The organism is Nostoc sp. GT001 (genome assembly GCF_030382115.1).
Classification (GTDB): domain Bacteria; phylum Cyanobacteriota; class Cyanobacteriia; order Cyanobacteriales; family Nostocaceae; genus Nostoc.
Genome location: NZ_JAUDRJ010000003.1, coordinates 3,026,123 through 3,042,384 on the forward strand (window position 1 = coordinate 3,026,123; position 16,262 = coordinate 3,042,384).

Genomic DNA, 16,262 nt, shown 5'->3' on the forward strand with positions numbered 1-16,262 from the left:
AATGGCAGGTAAAAATATTATTAAAGTCTTGTTAGTAGAAGACAACCCTGGTGATGTCTTATTGTTACAAGAGTTATTTAAGGAAGTTACCACAGTTGTAGTTGAGTTAATGCCCGTTGAACGGCTTTATGAAGCAGTCAACTACCTAACAAACGAAACTTTTGATGTTATTTTATTAGACCTCTCGCTGCCAGATAGTCAGGGATTACAAACCTTTGTCATCGCTCACAATCAGGCAAAAGCAACTCCAATTATTGTACTGACGGGTATAAATGATGAAACCTTGGCAACTAGCGCAATGCAACAAGGAGCGCAAGATTATTTAGTAAAGGGGCAAGTAACTGGTGACTTACTGGTGCGATCTATGCGTTATGCCATCGAACGCCAACGGGCAGACAACGCACTGCGGCAGAGCGAGGAGCGATTTCGGGTTGCTCTCAAAAACTCTCCAATCTTTGTCTACAACCAGGATAAAGATTTACGGTACACCTGGGTTTACAATCCCCCATCTGGATTGACAGTTGAGAAAATATTGGGCAAACAAGACTTAGATATCATTCCAGTAGAAGATGCTCAACATTTGATCGCAATTAAACGTGGAGTCCTGACTACAGGCATCGGAACGCGAGAGGAAGTATCAATTACCATCAAAGATACAACGCGATATTACGATTTAACTGTCGAGCCACTACGGAATGAAACCCAAGAAATTGTCGGGGTGACATGCGCCAGTATAGATATTAGCGAACGACAAGCTGCACTACGCGAACGGCAAGCCGCACTATGCGAACGCAAATTGGCAGAAGAAAAAATTCGCGAACAAGCAGCATTACTAGATGTCACTACAGATGCCATTTGCGTCCGAGATTTAAACAATCAAATTATCTTCTGGAACAAAGGTGCAGAAACACTTTACGGCTGGCAAGCTACAGAGGCTTGGGGTAAAAATGCTAGTGAGCTTTTGTATGACGAACCTTCACCGGAAATTGAAGCGGCTTTATTACAAGCCATTAGTAAAGGCAAGTGGCAGGGCGAATTAACAAAACTTACTAAAATGAACAAAGAAGTCCTTGTGGCTAGTCGCTGGACTCTGGTATGCGATGAACAAGGAAAACCCAAATCAATTCTCACCGTTGACACAGATATTACCGAGAAAAAGCACCTAGAAGCCCAATTGTTTCGCGCTCAACGCCTGGAAAGTATTGGCACTTTAGCTAGTGGTATTGCTCACGACCTCAACAACATCCTGACACCGATTTTGGCAGGAGCGCAACTGCTACCGCTAAAATTTCCTAATGCAGATGAGCGGACTCGTCATCTCCTAGAAATTTTAGAAATTAACGCTAGACGCGGTGCTGATTTAGTCAAACAGGTACTATCCTTTGCGCGGGGTGTAGAAGGGAAGCACATCACTTTGCAACTCAGACATATAATTGTGGAAATTGCCAAGATTCTTAAAGAGACATTTCCCAAATCGATAGAAATCAGCACTAATATACCGCAAGATTTGTGGATGGTTTCTGGAGATAGTACCCAACTGCATCAAGTGCTGATGAACCTCTGCGTTAACGCCCGTGATGCTATGTCCAATGGTGGTACTTTGAGTATCTCTGCCGAAAATATGTTGATTGATGCAAATTATGCCCGCATGAACCTAGAAGCCAAAGAGGGGCCTTACATAGTGATTACTGTCTCCGATAGTGGAGTTGGGATTCCTAAAGAAATGCTAGATAGAATTTTCGATCCATTCTTTACTACAAAAGATGTTGGACAGGGCACTGGTTTAGGACTTTCCACAGTATTGGGAATCGTTAAAAGTCACGGAGGTTTTGTGAACGTGTATAGTGAACCGGAAAGTGGCACTAGCTTTAAAGTTTACTTGCCAGCAGTGGGGGGAATAGAAACACGCAGCCACGAAAATTTGCCACCACAGACAGGACATGGAGAATTGATTTTGGTTGTGGATGATGAAGCCGCCATTCAAGAGATTACAACAACATCATTAGAAGCTCACAACTACAAAATTTTAGTTGCCAGTGATGGTATTGAAGCGATCGCGCTATATGCTCAAAATAGAGACAAAATTAGTGCCGTACTCATGGATATTATGCTGCCCTCACTGGATGGTTTAACAGCCATGCGTACCTTGCAAAAAATCAACCCCCAAGTCAGAATTATCGCCAGCAGTGGACTGATGTCTGACAATAAGCTTAGTGCAATAGCAGCTATTGGTGTCAATACATTTTTGTCAAAGCCCTATACTGTCAACGAATTATTGCTTTCTTTACAGAAAGTACTATCGTAAGTCAACTAATTACGTAAGTATACATTAGGTGTGAGTACAAAAAATTGCTTTATTGATGTGGGTGCAAATTCCGAGGAGGCATCATAGCTGGTTGCTAGAGGAACTCAGAGGACAAGAATCATCGTTCATTCTAGACATGATAAAGGTTTAAATGTACAGACCAGGACTAAGATTTAGGAGTAGCAGTTGGTAAGTAAGATTTAAACTGATACCAATCCTTTGGAAATAATGATGAACCCCAAGACTTATAAAAAACTAGTTGTCAAACAGTTGAGCCGAGATTTTAGAAGCGCTGTCGATATTGTTGAAGCTGATTTTCCTATACCTGCTCCTAATGAGATTGTCGTGCGTAATCTGTTTGCCGGAGTGAATGCTTCCGATGTCAATATTGCTGCTGGGGCGTATTTTGTAAATACACCACCATTCGATGTAGGAGTTGAAGCTGCATCTGTTGTCGTTGCTCTTGGTAAGAATGTACAGCATCTGAACATCAAGAAAATCTTGATGAAGTTCTCAAAAAAGAATATCCCCAAGGCGTTGACTTAGTTTATGAATGCGTTGGGAGTGAGTTGTTTGATATATGTGTTGATAACCTAGCACGGCGCGGGAGATTAGTTATTGTCGGATATATTTCTGAATACTTATCATCAGAACTAGAGTTGGTAAACCGTCCGAGAATATACAACAAATTACTATGGAAATCAGCCTCACTACGCGGCTTTCTCTTCGTTGACTATTCAGAATATTTACAAGAGAAACAATCTCGACTGATGGAATTATTATCGACAGGTAAAATTAAACCTGCTGTTGATTCAACAGAATTCAGAGGAATAGAGTCTATTGTTGACGCTGTGGAATACTTATATAGTGGTCAAAATTGCGGTAAAGTTATCGTTCGTTTTTAACAACAATTATCAACCTATACTACTCATAAAAACTAATAACTGACTAATGACCCTAAAAAGCGCTATCCAAAAGGGGAGCGCCTTTCATTTTATTTGACCTAATTACTGATTGCAACTATATTTTGGGTAAAGCTTGTTTATTTGCGATCGCCAAACGCATATATCGAATACTTTGTCAATATTTTTATAGCGATCGCAACTTAGTGTAGGTTGACCATTATCTTATCGATAACGGCCACCCATTAATTACCCCTACACATTAAATCGGAACAACATTACATCCCCTTCCTGCACAACATACTCTTTCCCTTCACTGCGAACTAACCCTTTCTCCTTCGCCGCATTCATCGAACCAGTTGTTACCAAATCTTTATAAGCAACAGTTTCGGCGCGAATAAATCCCCGCTCAAAATCACTGTGGATTACACCAGCAGCTTGAGGTGCAGACATTCCCGCATTAATTGTCCAAGCGCGGGTTTCTTTGGGTCCACTAGTGAAATATGTCCGTAAACCTAAAAGTGTGTAAGTTGCCCGAATCAATGATTTCAAACCGCCTTCTTCCACACCTAAAGACGCCAGAAAATCAGCTTTATCTTCCTCTGGTAATTCCACTAATTCAGCTTCAACTTGAGCCGAAACTATCACAACTTGGGCATTTTCTGTCGCTGCAATTTGCCGCACTGTTTCCACAAAATGATTACCAGTCGCCAACTCATCTTCAGATACATTCGCAGCGTAGATAATCGGTTTATAAGTGAGCAGTTCTAATCCTTTAATAATTTCTGTTTCTTCTTCATTCAAGCTCACCTGACGCACCGATTTACCTTCATTTAAAGCCGCAGCTAATTTTTCTAAAACTGTGATTTCAAACTGTGCATCTTTGCTGGTACGAGCTAGTTTACGAGTACGATCAATTCGCCGTTCAATTTGTGCTAAATCTGATAAACCCAGTTCTATATTAATGATTTCAATATCTCGCGCTGGATCGACAGAACCAGCAACGTGGATAATATCGTCATTGTCAAAACAACGTACCACATGGACGATCGCATCAACTTCCCGGATGTGGGACAGGAATTGATTCCCTAATCCCTCACCCTGACTTGCACCTTTAACTAAACCTACAATATCTACAAATTCAACCCGCGCCGGGATAGTTTGTGCCGAACTGGCAATCTTAGCAAGAACATTTAACCGTTCATCCGGTACTGCGACAACGCCGACATTCGGTTCAATCGTGCAAAAAGGGAAGTTAGCTGCTTCAGCTTTGGCATTAGCAACTACAGCATTAAATAAAGTAGATTTTCCGACGTTGGGAAGTCCGACAATTCCGGCTCTTAGCATTTTGGATTTTAGATTTGAGATTTTGGATTACATTACCAAGGTAATCTAAACAGGTTCCGGTATGGTTTGGGGAATTGTCCCTGGAACAGTCTGAGGAATGGGAGCAGGTATTGGTTCTGGTACAGGTTCAGGACTAGGTAACGGATTCGGCTCAGGATTGGGATTAGGTAGTGGACTCGGCCCAGGAGTAGGAATTTGTGGTTCAGGTATAGAAATCGCAGTAGGATTAATCATCGTAAATCTAAATTAAATTATTCAACCTTCCCACGCTAGATGACAACCTCATCTGTTGACATCTCCCCAAATAGCTATACCCACGAACACATCCTTTAATAATTTACCCCTCCTCTCATTCTCTGCTTCCCTCCGCGCCCCTTTGCGTTTAAACTCTAATCCTCAAACTACTCCTCCTTCACCTTTTCCACCACCTCTGGCACTGGATCGTAACCACCTGGATGAAACGGATGACACCGCAAAATCCGCCGAGTTGCCATCCAGCCACCACGTAACACTCCAAATCGTTCAATAGCTTCAATAGCATACATCGAACAAGTTGGTTGAAAGCGACAAGTCGGGAGAAACAACGGCGAGATAAACATTCGGTAGCCCCGAATCAGCCAAATAAATAATAATTTCATTGCAGCTACCCAAATCTTATAAATTAGTAACAGGGGTAAAACTTTTCATTTTGTTGCATCTTTGTTAATTACATTTTCTGACTTCACCTCAATTCCGGTTTTATGGCTGCAAATTGCGATAGCTGCAATTTGGGTGTTACTCATCCTTCTAATTGCAGGGGTGGTAAACCGCTTTGCCGACAAGCCAGAAATCGTGCGGAAGATAGTTCATATAGGCACTGGTAATGTGATTTTAATCGCTTGGTGGCTAAATATTCCTGCTAGCGTAGGGATTACAGCTTCTATTTTAGCGAGTGCAATCACCTTATTATCCTACCGATTACCCATTCTTCCTGGTATTAATAGTGTTGGCCGCCAAAGTTTAGGGACATTTTTTTACTCTGTCAGTTTCGGTATTTTAGTCGCCTGGTTCTGGTACTTACAACAACCCCAGTACGCAGCACTCGGAATTTTGACAATGACTTGGGGAGATGGATTAGCAGCCTTAATTGGGCAACGCTTTGGTAAACATAAGTATAAAGTTTTTGGGACAGAAAAAAGTTGGGAAGGCTCCCTAACTATGATGCTCGTTAGCTATGTTGTCAGTAGTTTGATTTTAGTTGGAACTCAAGGAAACAGTTGGCAAACTTGGGCGATATCGCTGATAGTGGCAGTTATAGCTACGGCTTTAGAGGCTGTTTCATTTTTAGGTATTGACAATTTAACAGTTCCTTTGGGTAGTGCAGCCCTTGCTTTCTTTTTAAGTCAGTTAGTCTTGAGTTAGTAATTGCCTTGAGTACTATTCCTAATTGAGCAAACAAGAGATAGCGCCAAAAATTTATCCTTAGTACTTTTTTAAACGCAGAGGAACACAGAGTTAAACGCAAAGGTACGCAGAGTTTTGCCAAAGTTAATTCGCTATGAATTAGAGAAATATTGTACTTAGTTAATAAAAATAGTACTTCTCAGTTGAGTCCAATACGGGTAATACCAAATCTATGTGAGCCTGCATAGAATAATTACCTTGTCCAGCATGGAGCTTCAAGTGTGTTATTCTGTGCATCTTCATAGAGAATTGGTATTACCACTGAAGAGTTGTTGAAAAAGTACACTTCCGGTAAACGTAACTTTGCTGGGGCTGTGGTAATTAGAGAAAGAGGATATGGGCGCAACTATTATGTTTGATGGTACTCGCCAAAGTGGCCCCTACTTTGGAGAGTGGAAATCCATCAGCAAGTAAGGGAGCAGGTTGAATAAAAAACTTGATAGCATTGAGTTTTTCTATAATCCACTCAATAGATATTCCTTCAATTTCTTCCTGAATTTCCGTAGGAATATTAGCGAAGAAATCATATCGGTATAAAAAAAGTGGTAGAAAGTTAATTTTTCATATCGGCTCAATCAACAAAAAATAAATCTTTTGGAATATATTCGATACACCCATTAGGTAAAAATTGAGCCGAGTCTATTACCGCGATCGCTCCAAAATCCAATCGAGTAAAATCGGATTGACTAACTCCGGCGCTTCATCTTGCGGGCAATGCCCCACTCCCTCTAAAGGAATAAACTTTTCTACTTGCCCAAAGTTAGCTAATTCTCTCCCTAACTTAATTGGTTCCCACGGATCGGCTGTTCCCCACAAAATAATTGCCGGACACTGTAACAGTGGTAAAAGGTCTTCTGGTAGTGGTCCTGTAGAATAAGAAGTAAAAGCAAGAAACACAGCCCCAGCCCCCTGATCGCTTGCTGGTGACATCAAAATATCTACCAACTCATCTGTCACCATCTCAGGATTCGAGTATGCTTGCAGGAGAATTTTCCGCACCGTTTTCGGTTTGGCGAGTTGATTGAAAAAGAAATTACCAACTGGTTTGATAGATAACAAGCGTTGTAGTACAGGCGCTCCGTAACGACGAGAGAAAGGTAAAGTTACCCGTTTGCGATCGTGCAACAGCCGTAAAGAACAGTTGAGCAAAGCAACTCCCAAGGCAATATCTGGGTTACTTACTGCTGCTTGCATAGCGACAATACAGCCAATGGAATTTCCGACTAAAAAAGCTGGCTCACCCACTACTTCACGGCAAAAATCTGCTACTTGCTGTCCCCAGGTTTCTAATGTGTAGTTAATTTGTTCACCAGGTTGAGGTTTTGCAGAAGCCCCAAAACCAATCAAATCGATCGCATAAACACGGCAATTTTCCGCTAATACAGGAATATTTTTTCGCCAGTGCCACCAAGAAGCGCCAAATCCATGCACCAGGACAACAGCTAGCTCCTGTAGTTCCTTGGGTTTGATAGCAGATCGGAAAATCTTGCCAAATCCAGGTTTTTGTAGAGTTAAGTGCTGTTTTTGAACTTGAGGTTGTCATGGAAAATTTGATGATAACAAGGGTATAAAGGCTTTCAACAGCAAGGCACAAGTAAAATTGTTTTTAATTTGGATAAAATTTATCAGATTTTCAAAATAAATCTTTTGCTCTAGTGATAGCCTATACATATACCACGAAAGCTTCTAAGCTGATAGTTTTATCCAGTATAGAGTTTTCATTTTATTGATAGAAGTAATTTACTCACAACTAAGATTATGTCAGTATTAAAAATCATAACGTTTCTNAATGTGAGTAATATTTTGGCTATNTTTTTAGATGTGAGCGAATTAGCATCAGTGCTAGATTCAGTAGTTTCACAATTTACGATCGCAAATTTGGTCTATAAGATTGGCGAATATGAGGCATCGGCTAAGGGGTGGTTTGCAACTGGAAACTGACGCTGAATTTAACAATATTTTTCTTGTTCCTAGTTCTGCGAGCCAGAAATCATGAATTTACTAGAAACAATTGATACTCCCGTTGGGAGCTACGCACCGGATTTTGAACTGCCAGGAATTGATGGTCAAGTACACCATCTCAGGCGTTATCTTGAGAAGTTCCGAGCAGTCGGCGTTATTTCTATGTGTAACCACTGCCCTTATGTCGAGCGGTATTTAGGCAGGCTAAAAAACATTCAAGCCGAATTTGCTCTAAAAGGCTTCACACTAATTGGACTAAATGGTAGTAATGTTGACTACGACACTAGGTCAAGCTTTGAAAATATGAAAGCTTTTGCCCTGCGTCACCAGTTGAATTTCCCCTACCTGTGGGATTCAACGCAAGATGTGACCGGTAGTTTCGGCGCAACAAAAACCCCAACGGCCTTTCTCATAGACACAAATGGTATAGTCCGTTACAAAGGTAAAATTGATAATCATCCCCAAGATCCATTATCAGTGGGAGAGGATTATTTGAGAACTGCGATCGCTTCCCTATTTAAAGGTGAAGAAATAGCCATACCACAAACAGAACCAGTAGGGACTACATTGATTTGGCGTAACTAGACAAAGATAGTCCCTGTAACTGTTATCTTAAATTGGAGGCAATTGCAACTTTTTTGATAAAGCGGAACTTCATGGGAACGAATTACCGACGGGTTTTACTCAAACTGAGCGGTGAAGCCTTAATGGGCAACATGGGCTATGGCATTGATCCCGAAGTGGTCAAAGGAATAGCAGAAGAATTAGCAGAGGTGATAGCCACTGGTACTCAAATCGCCATAGTTGTTGGCGGCGGCAATATTTTTCGTGGCGTCAAAGCAGCGTCGGCGGGGATGGACAGGGCAACCGCTGACTATATCGGGATGATTGCCACGGTAATGAATGCCATGACGCTGCAAGATTCGCTAGAACGCATAGGAGTACAGACGCGAGTACAAACCGCGATCGCTATGCAAGAATTAGCAGAACCATATATCCGTCGTCGTGCCATCCGTCATCTTGAAAAAGGACGGGTGGTAATTTTTGGTGCTGGTTCTGGAAATCCCTTTTTTACTACAGATACGACTGCGGCATTAAGAGCCGCAGAAATCGATGCTGAGGTGATTTTTAAAGCCACCAAAGTAGATGGAGTCTATGATGCCGATCCTCATATTTATCCTGACGCCAAGCGTTACAATAGCTTAACCTACGCGCACGTTTTAGCCCAAGATTTGCGGGTGATGGATAGTACTGCGATCGCCTTGTGTAAAGAAAATAATATCCCAATTCTGGTATTTGACCTAACGGTGCGAGGAAATATCCACCGAGCAGTCTTGGGAGAATCCATCGGCACCCTTGTGGGAGGTTCTTGTGAAATTAGCTGAAGCTGAAAGTACGATGCAAAAAACCGTTGAGGCAACTCAACGAGCTTTTAACTCGATTCGCACTGGTCGCGCCAATGCGAGTCTATTAGATAAGGTATTGGTGGACTATTACGGTTCGCCTACTTCCTTAAAATCACTGGCAAATATTAGCACGCCGGATGCTACGACGATCTTAATTCAACCCTACGAGCGCAACACCCTAAACATCATTGAGAAAGCTATTTCCCTCTCAGATGTGGGTTTAACACCCAGTAATGACGGTTCTGTAATCCGATTGAATATTCCGCCCTTAACCAGCGAACGCCGTAAAGAATTCGTCAAAATGGCATCCAAGTATGCTGAAGAAGGTCGTGTTGCTATTCGTAACATTCGCCGCGATGCCATAGACGCCATTCGCAAACAGGAGAAAGCCTCCGAAATCTCCAAAGATGAATCAAAAGACCAACAAGACAACTTGCAAAAACTAACAAACGAATACACTGCCAAAATAGACTCACTGTTGGCAGAAAAAGAAAAAGACATCACGACTGTTTAAAGTCTCAAGTCTGAGTATAAAGGCTGAAGAATGATGGATAAATTCTTCAGCCTTTATCATTTATTAGGTATTTAACAAAAATTGATTGAGTATCTCAATAGAAAATAAACTAATTCTGGAGCAAAAATTCAGCCTTATGTACGACTGCATCATTGTCGGCGCTGGGCTAGCTGGTGGAACAGCCGCATATCATTTAGCCAAACAAGGTCGCTCAGTATTAGTCTTAGAAAAAGAATCCCTGCCAAGATATAAACCTTGTGGTGGTGGTGTATCTCCAGCGATCGCTCAATGGTTTGACTTTGATTTTAGCCCAGTAATTTCTGTAAAAGCCGACTCCCTTCGCTTTACCTGGAAATTAGGCGACCCCGTGGAGGCAAAGATCGCCACCAAAGAACCAATCTGGATGGTGCGACGAGATATTTTTGACCATTTCCTAGTGCAGCAAGGACAGAAGCAAGGCGCTGAACTACGAGATAATACGGAAGTAACGGGTATTGAATTTAAAAGTGACTATTGGCAAGTTAACACACCCAATGGCCCAGTTACAAGTCGCTACTTAATTGCGGCTGATGGTGCTAAAGGACCAATGGCAAAATGGCTCGGCTTTAAAGACCGTAAACGGCGTTTAGCAGCAGCTTTGGAGGCAGAAATTCCCGCAACTGTCAAGGATAAATCTACAATTCACTTCGAGTTTGGCTTGGTAAAAAATGGCTACATTTGGAACTTCCCGAAGGCAGACGGTTATTCCATTGGTGTTGGTACGTTTATTGGTGGTCAATCCCAGGACTTTAAGAAAATTTTAGATGAGTACGCGCGATCGTTTAATGTAGATATCAAAACTGGTAAGCAGTATGGTTATCCCCTTTGCTTGTGGGATGGCAACCAAAAGTTGCATACTCAAAATGCAGTTTTAGCTGGGGAAGCTGCTTGTGTAGTCGATCCAATGACAGCAGAAGGCATTCGTCCGTCAATTTTTAGCGGTTTGATTGCAGCAGGAGCCATTAATGAAGCACTTTCCGGTGATACCAACGCTTTAGAAAAATATAGCGAAGCCATTAATGAACAATGGGGTACTGAGATGGCTTGGGCGCAAAAATTAGGTGGAGCATTTTATCGCTTTCCAGGCATTGGCTACAAAGTTGGTGTTAAGCGCCCCTCTGGTGCGAAAATCATGGGTAAGATTCTGTGTGGAGAACTGCGCTATGGCGATGTTGCTAGTCGCGCTCTCAAGCGTTTAATTCCTGGTTTTGGAGGTTAATTAACCAAACAAGTTGCTTGAGCAACTTGTTAAAGGTGGGCAAACTTCCACCACTGTTTAATAGGGATTTCTCAATATGGCAATTTACTTGACAAAACGGCTATCTGTGTTCGCTAATATTCTTGCTCTTGTCCTGTTGATACCGGGAATTGCCTTAGCTGCACCCCTTCAAATCAATACTACTTCTGGTGTTATTTTCGCCCAAACTACAAAAACTGCAAGCTACTCCACCTCCTCGGAGATTAACCTGACTCCCCTACAACGCCAAGAACTCCAGGCTGTGTGTCAGAGAAGAAACAGGGAACTTGCGGCAGTGCTAACTTCATCCCAGCGTGACCAACTTAATCACAATCTCCGGGCTGGTAATAATATCAATCAAGCCCTAGAAAAGCTAAATTTGCAACCAGAACAGCAAGATTTGGTAAAGGCGATCGTGCAATTTACTAACTTGAAAATAAAGGCTGTCTCATCTAGACATTTGCTAAAAATAGGAGATAAGTAAAGGGTTCAATAATACTGGTAAATCGAGACTTAAACATTTTCAAGGGAGAAAGAAGCCTCAAACTTATGTATGGGTAAGAGAAATACAGCAAATGCTCAAAAATGGCTGAAACTCATATATATCAAGAAACTCAGCAAAACGATGTCCAAATCATTCTGTGTATAGTTTTTAGGCTCTTTTTTGGTTATTTTTCGTCTGAGTCCCATTAACTTCTGCTCATAAGCTTCCCGTTGCTGCTGCTGAATTTCTTGTAAACTGTTAATGTACGGTTTCACCAAGTCTCTTGTTAAACCACCCGATACAAAAGCTGACTCTAGATGAAATAATTGTGGTTCATAAGTTGGGTTGAGATTTAGGTAATACCAATCAGCAATGAAAGCTGCTAAAAGTTGTTGAACTGTGACAATAATTTGCCGAATGATGCGGATAGCTTGCGTCTCGTTATTACCTACCGCTTGTAAAGATTCCTTTGCGTCTTCCCAGTTCCAAGCTGCTATAGAAAACTTCGCAATATCGCTGCTTTGCGGATTCCAAAAATTGACGTGAAAGTAAACTTCATAATCAGTAACTTTGCTATGTAATATAACTGTTGGCACGGGAGCTAAAATTGTCTGTAACTGACGAATATCTGCATCCCCAATTGCACGGTTAAAATAGTCGCCAAAACATTCAACAGGGCATAAATCACTATCCAAACTATAATACTGATTCAAGAAAGTTTTTAACTTCTCTGGTAGTTCTATTTGTAGGTCATGTTGTAAAGATGATGGGCAACTTGGACTCACATTTGGCGGTGAAACTAATACTAATAAACGGTGTTTTCTCTGCCCCTCTACCAAAATGTTATAGCTTTCTTCTCGACTAAAAATAGTTGCTAAGTTTTTCTGGTCAAAAATTGCCTGAATTTCTTTGAGCTTGCCCTGAATTTGATTTGCTTGCCATTCCCGCAACAGTTCCAAAAGTTGTTTACTAAACTCCTTCTGCTGTTGTATAGCAATCGCCAAGGTGGTTAGGACAAACAGTATAATCTATGAGTAAAGTAATACTGGATACTGCTGAAGCCTTCAGCACAAAAACAGATCATGCCAAAACCCTACAGTTACGACTTACGTCAGAAGGTAATTCAGGCAATTGAGTTAGACGGGATGAAGAAGAGTGAAGCGGCTCAAGTTTTTCAAATCAGTCGAAATACAATCAACCTTTGGCTTCAACGAATAGATGAAGCTGGAATGGATAATAGAGAAGATTATGGCTATGGTTGGAATGAAAAAGGTCAGCGATTTCATGCACTTAAAAGTGGGAGGAGACAAGGACGAGTTAATATGATTGCTGCCTGTTGTAATGGGAAATTATTCGCTCCATTTACTGTGGAGGGTGCTTGTAACCGAACTGTCTTTGAAACTTGGCTTGAAACTTGTTTAATACCATCGTTAAAACCTGGACAAATAGTGATTGCAGATAATGCCACATTTCATCGAGGTGGACGTATTCAAGAATTAATTGAATCGGCAGGCTGTCACTTAAAATACTTGCCATCCTATTCACCTGAACTTAATAAAATTGAGCAATGTTGGTCATGGTTGAAGAGTCGAATTCGTAAACAACTAATTCAATTTGACTGTCTTCGGAATGCTATGGAAGATGTGCTTCGCACAGCGTCCTAATCGCCTTGTCCGTTGCTATAATTCTTGTTCTTTAAGTTGATTGGCATGAGTAAGACTTTGCTCATATTTTTTTAACGCTTCCACATAACGAGGGTCTTCTTTCACTGAAGATGGCAACAAAGCAGAAATACTCGAACGCTCAACTTTGGAGCCGATATAGTCACCAGCAACTTCTCCAAGTTTTTGCCCAAGGCTATAAGCAGCACTGTTCAGCAGGGTAAAGAGGACATCCAATATAACAGGGGTTAGGAACATAGCTATTTATGGCTTCAGCAGAATAAAACAAGTTTCGTTTTATACAATATTCTGTTGTAACCTGTCATTAGTAAAAGCGTCATTGTTAATTCTGCTGTTGACAAAAGTCTAATTCGGAGTTCATCAAGACTATAGTCAAAATCATTAACCAATCGAAAACCCTCTGAGAGATGGCTACAGAGTCGATGGTAGGTTATTACTAGCAATAATGTGTCATTTAGAGGATAGCAAAGTATCACTAAGGGGCAAATAAAGGCAAATCCCTCCAAGTTGCCTAGAGAGGGATTTAGTGCGGGCTAGAAAGAGATTTTGGGGTGAGTGTGGCGTTGATTTTTTGACTGCTAGTTTAAATTATTTGCTTTCTCAACTGCTTCCTTTAACTCTTCAAAGGTAATACTACCGTCTTTGTCTGAATCATAATTTACTAGTAATTCCTGGGGACTAGTGGTATTTGTTTCTGATGAGATGATTGCACTTAAGCCAGGACTTAAAAAAAGATCATTAATGGATACTTTGCCGTCTCGATCGCTATCTAAGGTATTAAAAAGAGATTGAAGCTCTTGCTCGGTTGCCATAAATTTCTATCTGAATTGATTTTTCAATTTAATATCTCAAAATCTTGACAAATACGCAAGGATACTTAATAAAAAGATTTTATTGGGTGCGGAATGGCGATCGATATACTTTCGCGAATCGATACGGATAACAGCGATATCTGGCTCAGGTTCGGAGTATTGGCTCAACTGAATGGGATTCACCCGAACTAAGGCAACTTCTGCTAGCGATGCCTGCCTGCGGCGGGCTGCGTCAACGCTTGAGGTAGTCAGATGCACAAAGCGTTGTCGCTGCATGGGGAGGATTTTTGGCGCTCATCGGGATAACTCGCCCATCAATCAGTTCTACCCGTTCATCCTCTGTAATAATATCCGTCTTCAGCATCAGGTGATATTCGTTTACAGTCCACAGGCGCACTCTAGTTTGTGTCATTGGACTTTTCCTTTGTCCATCGCACATCACTTTTAGGCGATTATCTCTTACTCTCAACTTTGGCAGCATCTATAATTAATCTTGCCCTATTTAGTTCGTTACCATGTCGGAAGAAGATATCCGAGCCGCGAGGCTGGAGAAAGTAGAACAACTTAAGCAGCTAGGAACTAATCCTTATGCCTATCGTTGGGAATCCACCCATCATGCAGCGCAGTTGCAAGAAAAATTTGCCGATTTATCCAGTGGCGAAGAAGCTGATTTAGAAGTTGCCATAGCCGGACGCATTATGGCGCGTCGCGTTTTTGGTAAATTGGCTTTTTTCACCTTGCAAGACGAAACCAGTACAATTCAGCTTTATCTGGATAAAAATCGCATTCAAGAAGGTATGGCAGATATTGATGCCGATGCCTTCAATCACCTGAAGCAACTTACAGATGCAGGTGACATATTAGGAGCTAAAGGTACTATTAAACGGACTGAAAAGGGCGAGTTATCTGTCTACGTTAAACAATATACTATCCTCACTAAATCCCTGTTGCCCCTACCCGACAAATGGCATGGATTAACGGATGTTGCCAAGCGCTACCGTCAGCGCTACGTTGACTTGATTGTAAACCCAGAAGTGCGGCAAACTTTCCGCCGTCGCGCTCAAATTACTGCTGGTATTCGCCGCTATTTAGAAGAACGGGATTTTCTGGAAATTGAAACCCCAGTTTTGCAAAGTGAGACTGGAGGTGCAGATGCGCGTCCATTTATCACCTACCACAACACTTTAGAAATGGAATTGTATCTGCGAATTGCCACAGAACTCCATCTCAAGCGGTTGATTGTGGGTGGTTTTGAAAAGGTGTTTGAATTGGGGCGGGTTTTCCGCAATGAGGGAATTTCGACTCGACACAATCCTGAATTTACGACAATTGAAGTTTACCAAGCTTACGCCGACTACAACGATATGATGGCGTTGACTGAGGGTATTATTACCACTGTTGCCCAAGAGGTACTCGGCACATTGGAAATCACCTACCAAGGGGAACCTATAAATTTAACACCACCTTGGCGACGGGTGACAATGCACGATTTAGTTAAAGAATTTACAGGCTTGGATTTTAATTCATTCCAAAGTTTGGAAGAAGCAAAAACAGCAAGTAAAAATGCTGCTATTCCTGGTATAGATGAAGCCCAATCAATTGGTAAGTTACTAAATTTAGCCTTTGAAGAGAAAGTAGAAGCTAATTTAATTCAACCTACCTTTGTAATTGATTACCCTGTAGAAATTTCGCCCCTAGCAAAACCGCACCGTTCTCAACCTGGTTTGGTAGAACGATTTGAGTTATTTATAGTCGGGCGAGAAACTGGGAATAGCTTTTCAGAACTTACCGATCCTATTGATCAAAGAGAACGCTTAGAAGCACAAGCGGCGCGGAAAGCTGCTGGTGATTTAGAAGCCCAAGGTGTAGATGAAGACTTTCTGACAGCTTTGGAATATGGTATGCCGCCTACAGGTGGTTTAGGGATTGGGATCGATCGCTTGGTGATGTTATTAACCGATTGTGCCAGTATTCGGGATGCGATCGCCTTCCCCTTACTCAAGCCAGAAAAATCAGAATCATCCCCAGAAGAATCCTAATCTTACACCCCATTCCTTAATCCCCTCCTCGCTTGCAGGGAGGGGAGACAAAGCGTAGCTTTGGCGGGGTGGGGTTCTTCTGTTTGAAGC

Annotated in this window: 18 protein-coding genes and 2 pseudogenes; 11 read left to right on the forward strand and 9 right to left on the reverse strand. The window is 41.7% G+C overall.

The features are described 5' to 3' along the window. Nucleotide 1 precedes the first annotated feature (1 nt). The 3 genes and pseudogenes from QUD05_RS15730 to QUD05_RS34070 form a co-directional block, all read left to right on the forward strand. Nucleotides 2-2,305 (forward strand): hybrid sensor histidine kinase/response regulator, encoded by a 2,304-nt coding sequence (locus QUD05_RS15730; RefSeq protein ID WP_289799982.1) that lies wholly within the window; start codon nt 2-4, stop codon nt 2,303-2,305. A gap of 228 nt (nt 2,306-2,533) precedes the next feature. Continuing rightward, complete coding sequence (locus QUD05_RS34065) at nt 2,534-2,851, forward strand: alcohol dehydrogenase catalytic domain-containing protein (protein WP_354666133.1); 318 nt, start codon at nt 2,534-2,536, stop codon at nt 2,849-2,851. Nucleotides 2,852-2,853: 2 nt separating this feature from the next. Beyond that, a pseudogene (locus QUD05_RS34070) lies at nt 2,854-3,210 on the forward strand (zinc-binding dehydrogenase); the annotation flags it as partial. Between the two features lie 252 nt (nt 3,211-3,462). Here the strand turns inward: QUD05_RS34070 and ychF are convergent. The 3 genes from ychF to yidD all read right to left on the reverse strand — a co-directional run bounded on the left by ychF (nt 3,463) and on the right by yidD (nt 5,192). Beyond that, nucleotides 3,463-4,554 (reverse strand): redox-regulated ATPase YchF, encoded by a 1,092-nt coding sequence (gene ychF / locus QUD05_RS15740; protein WP_289796881.1) that lies wholly within the window; start codon nt 4,552-4,554, stop codon nt 3,463-3,465. 45 nt (nt 4,555-4,599) lie between these two features. Continuing rightward, nucleotides 4,600-4,788, reverse strand: a complete 189-nt coding sequence (locus tag QUD05_RS15745) for a hypothetical protein (RefSeq protein ID WP_289796882.1) — start codon at nt 4,786-4,788, stop codon at nt 4,600-4,602. 167 nt (nt 4,789-4,955) lie between these two features. Continuing rightward, complete coding sequence (gene yidD, locus QUD05_RS15750; RefSeq protein WP_251960177.1) at nt 4,956-5,192, reverse strand: membrane protein insertion efficiency factor YidD; 237 nt, start codon at nt 5,190-5,192, stop codon at nt 4,956-4,958. Nucleotides 5,193-5,253: 61 nt separating this feature from the next. On the opposite strand from yidD, the gene QUD05_RS15755 reads away from it, so the two are divergent. Then, nucleotides 5,254-5,955 carry a diacylglycerol/polyprenol kinase family protein gene (locus QUD05_RS15755; RefSeq protein ID WP_289796883.1) on the forward strand — a complete coding sequence of 234 codons (702 nt, stop codon included), beginning with the start codon at nt 5,254-5,256 and terminating at the stop codon, nt 5,953-5,955. 684 nt (nt 5,956-6,639) lie between these two features. Here the strand turns inward: QUD05_RS15755 and QUD05_RS15760 are convergent. Then, nucleotides 6,640-7,540 (reverse strand): annotated as a pseudogene (locus QUD05_RS15760) (alpha/beta fold hydrolase). Between the two features lie 449 nt (nt 7,541-7,989). Between QUD05_RS15760 and QUD05_RS15765 the strand changes: the two are divergent. From QUD05_RS15765 to QUD05_RS15785, 5 genes are all read left to right on the forward strand, one after another. After that, nucleotides 7,990-8,544 carry a thioredoxin family protein gene (locus tag QUD05_RS15765; protein WP_289796884.1) on the forward strand — a complete coding sequence of 185 codons (555 nt, stop codon included), beginning with the start codon at nt 7,990-7,992 and terminating at the stop codon, nt 8,542-8,544. Nucleotides 8,545-8,615: 71 nt separating this feature from the next. After that, nucleotides 8,616-9,344, forward strand: coding sequence for a UMP kinase (pyrH, locus tag QUD05_RS15770; RefSeq protein ID WP_194043342.1), 729 nt, complete (start codon nt 8,616-8,618; stop codon nt 9,342-9,344). Continuing rightward, the gene (frr, locus tag QUD05_RS15775; protein ID WP_289796885.1) at nt 9,331-9,879 is read left to right on the forward strand and encodes a ribosome recycling factor; all 549 of its coding nucleotides are present in this window, start codon (nt 9,331-9,333) and stop codon (nt 9,877-9,879) included. The genes pyrH and frr overlap by 14 nt, the downstream gene beginning before the upstream one ends. Before the next feature lie 136 nt (nt 9,880-10,015). After that, the gene (locus QUD05_RS15780; RefSeq protein WP_289796886.1) at nt 10,016-11,137 is read left to right on the forward strand and encodes a geranylgeranyl reductase family protein; all 1,122 of its coding nucleotides are present in this window, start codon (nt 10,016-10,018) and stop codon (nt 11,135-11,137) included. 76 nt (nt 11,138-11,213) lie between these two features. Next, complete coding sequence (locus QUD05_RS15785) at nt 11,214-11,639, forward strand: hypothetical protein (protein WP_289796887.1); 426 nt, start codon at nt 11,214-11,216, stop codon at nt 11,637-11,639. Between the two features lie 95 nt (nt 11,640-11,734). Here QUD05_RS15785 and QUD05_RS15790 read toward each other — a convergent pair whose 3' ends face one another. Next, the gene (locus QUD05_RS15790; protein WP_289796888.1) at nt 11,735-12,643 is read right to left on the reverse strand and encodes a hypothetical protein; all 909 of its coding nucleotides are present in this window, start codon (nt 12,641-12,643) and stop codon (nt 11,735-11,737) included. 78 nt (nt 12,644-12,721) lie between these two features. Here QUD05_RS15790 and QUD05_RS15795 point away from each other — a divergent pair, with 78 nt between their 5' ends. Beyond that, a complete protein-coding gene (locus tag QUD05_RS15795; protein ID WP_289796889.1) occupies nt 12,722-13,303 on the forward strand; it encodes an IS630 family transposase in 582 nt (193 codons plus the stop codon). 15 nt (nt 13,304-13,318) lie between these two features. On the opposite strand, the gene QUD05_RS15800 is transcribed toward QUD05_RS15795, so the two are convergent. The 4 genes from QUD05_RS15800 to QUD05_RS15815 all read right to left on the reverse strand — a co-directional run bounded on the left by QUD05_RS15800 (nt 13,319) and on the right by QUD05_RS15815 (nt 14,545). Further along, nucleotides 13,319-13,558: a hypothetical protein gene (locus tag QUD05_RS15800; RefSeq protein ID WP_289796890.1), complete on the reverse strand. Its 240-nt coding sequence runs from the start codon at nt 13,556-13,558 to the stop codon at nt 13,319-13,321. 341 nt (nt 13,559-13,899) lie between these two features. After that, on the reverse strand, nt 13,900-14,133 hold the full coding sequence (locus QUD05_RS15805) for an EF-hand domain-containing protein (RefSeq protein WP_289796891.1): 234 nt from the start codon (nt 14,131-14,133) through the stop codon (nt 13,900-13,902). A 36-nt stretch (nt 14,134-14,169) separates the two neighbouring features. Then, nucleotides 14,170-14,409 (reverse strand): hypothetical protein, encoded by a 240-nt coding sequence (locus QUD05_RS15810; RefSeq protein ID WP_289796892.1) that lies wholly within the window; start codon nt 14,407-14,409, stop codon nt 14,170-14,172. After that, a complete protein-coding gene (locus tag QUD05_RS15815; protein WP_289796893.1) occupies nt 14,366-14,545 on the reverse strand; it encodes a PDDEXK family nuclease in 180 nt (59 codons plus the stop codon). Before QUD05_RS15815 ends, QUD05_RS15810 begins: the two co-directional genes overlap by 44 nt. A gap of 103 nt (nt 14,546-14,648) precedes the next feature. Between QUD05_RS15815 and lysS the strand changes: the two genes are divergently transcribed. After that, complete coding sequence (lysS, locus tag QUD05_RS15820) at nt 14,649-16,172, forward strand: lysine--tRNA ligase (RefSeq protein ID WP_289796894.1); 1,524 nt, start codon at nt 14,649-14,651, stop codon at nt 16,170-16,172. The last annotated feature ends 90 nt before the right edge of the window (nt 16,173-16,262 follow it).

Bases quoted from the DNA above. Each gene is read 5' to 3' on its own strand.
- QUD05_RS15730 (WP_289799982.1), top strand. From the start codon at position 2: ATGGCAGGTAAAAATATTATTAAAGTCTTGTTAGTAGAAGACAACCCT.
- QUD05_RS34065 (WP_354666133.1), top strand. From the start codon at position 2,534: ATGATGAACCCCAAGACTTATAAAAAACTAGTTGTCAAACAGTTGAGC.
- ychF (WP_289796881.1), bottom strand. From the start codon at position 4,554: ATGCTAAGAGCCGGAATTGTCGGACTTCCCAACGTCGGAAAATCTACT.
- QUD05_RS15745 (WP_289796882.1), bottom strand. From the start codon at position 4,788: ATGATTAATCCTACTGCGATTTCTATACCTGAACCACAAATTCCTACT.
- yidD (WP_251960177.1), bottom strand. From the start codon at position 5,192: ATGAAATTATTATTTATTTGGCTGATTCGGGGCTACCGAATGTTTATC.
- QUD05_RS15765 (WP_289796884.1), top strand. From the start codon at position 7,990: ATGAATTTACTAGAAACAATTGATACTCCCGTTGGGAGCTACGCACCG.
- pyrH (WP_194043342.1), top strand. From the start codon at position 8,616: ATGGGAACGAATTACCGACGGGTTTTACTCAAACTGAGCGGTGAAGCC.
- QUD05_RS15780 (WP_289796886.1), top strand. From the start codon at position 10,016: ATGTACGACTGCATCATTGTCGGCGCTGGGCTAGCTGGTGGAACAGCC.
- QUD05_RS15785 (WP_289796887.1), top strand. From the start codon at position 11,214: ATGGCAATTTACTTGACAAAACGGCTATCTGTGTTCGCTAATATTCTT.
- QUD05_RS15795 (WP_289796889.1), top strand. From the start codon at position 12,722: ATGCCAAAACCCTACAGTTACGACTTACGTCAGAAGGTAATTCAGGCA.
- QUD05_RS15800 (WP_289796890.1), bottom strand. From the start codon at position 13,558: ATGTTCCTAACCCCTGTTATATTGGATGTCCTCTTTACCCTGCTGAAC.
- QUD05_RS15805 (WP_289796891.1), bottom strand. From the start codon at position 14,133: ATGGCAACCGAGCAAGAGCTTCAATCTCTTTTTAATACCTTAGATAGC.
- QUD05_RS15810 (WP_289796892.1), bottom strand. From the start codon at position 14,409: ATGCAGCGACAACGCTTTGTGCATCTGACTACCTCAAGCGTTGACGCA.
- QUD05_RS15815 (WP_289796893.1), bottom strand. From the start codon at position 14,545: ATGACACAAACTAGAGTGCGCCTGTGGACTGTAAACGAATATCACCTG.
- lysS (WP_289796894.1), top strand. From the start codon at position 14,649: ATGTCGGAAGAAGATATCCGAGCCGCGAGGCTGGAGAAAGTAGAACAA.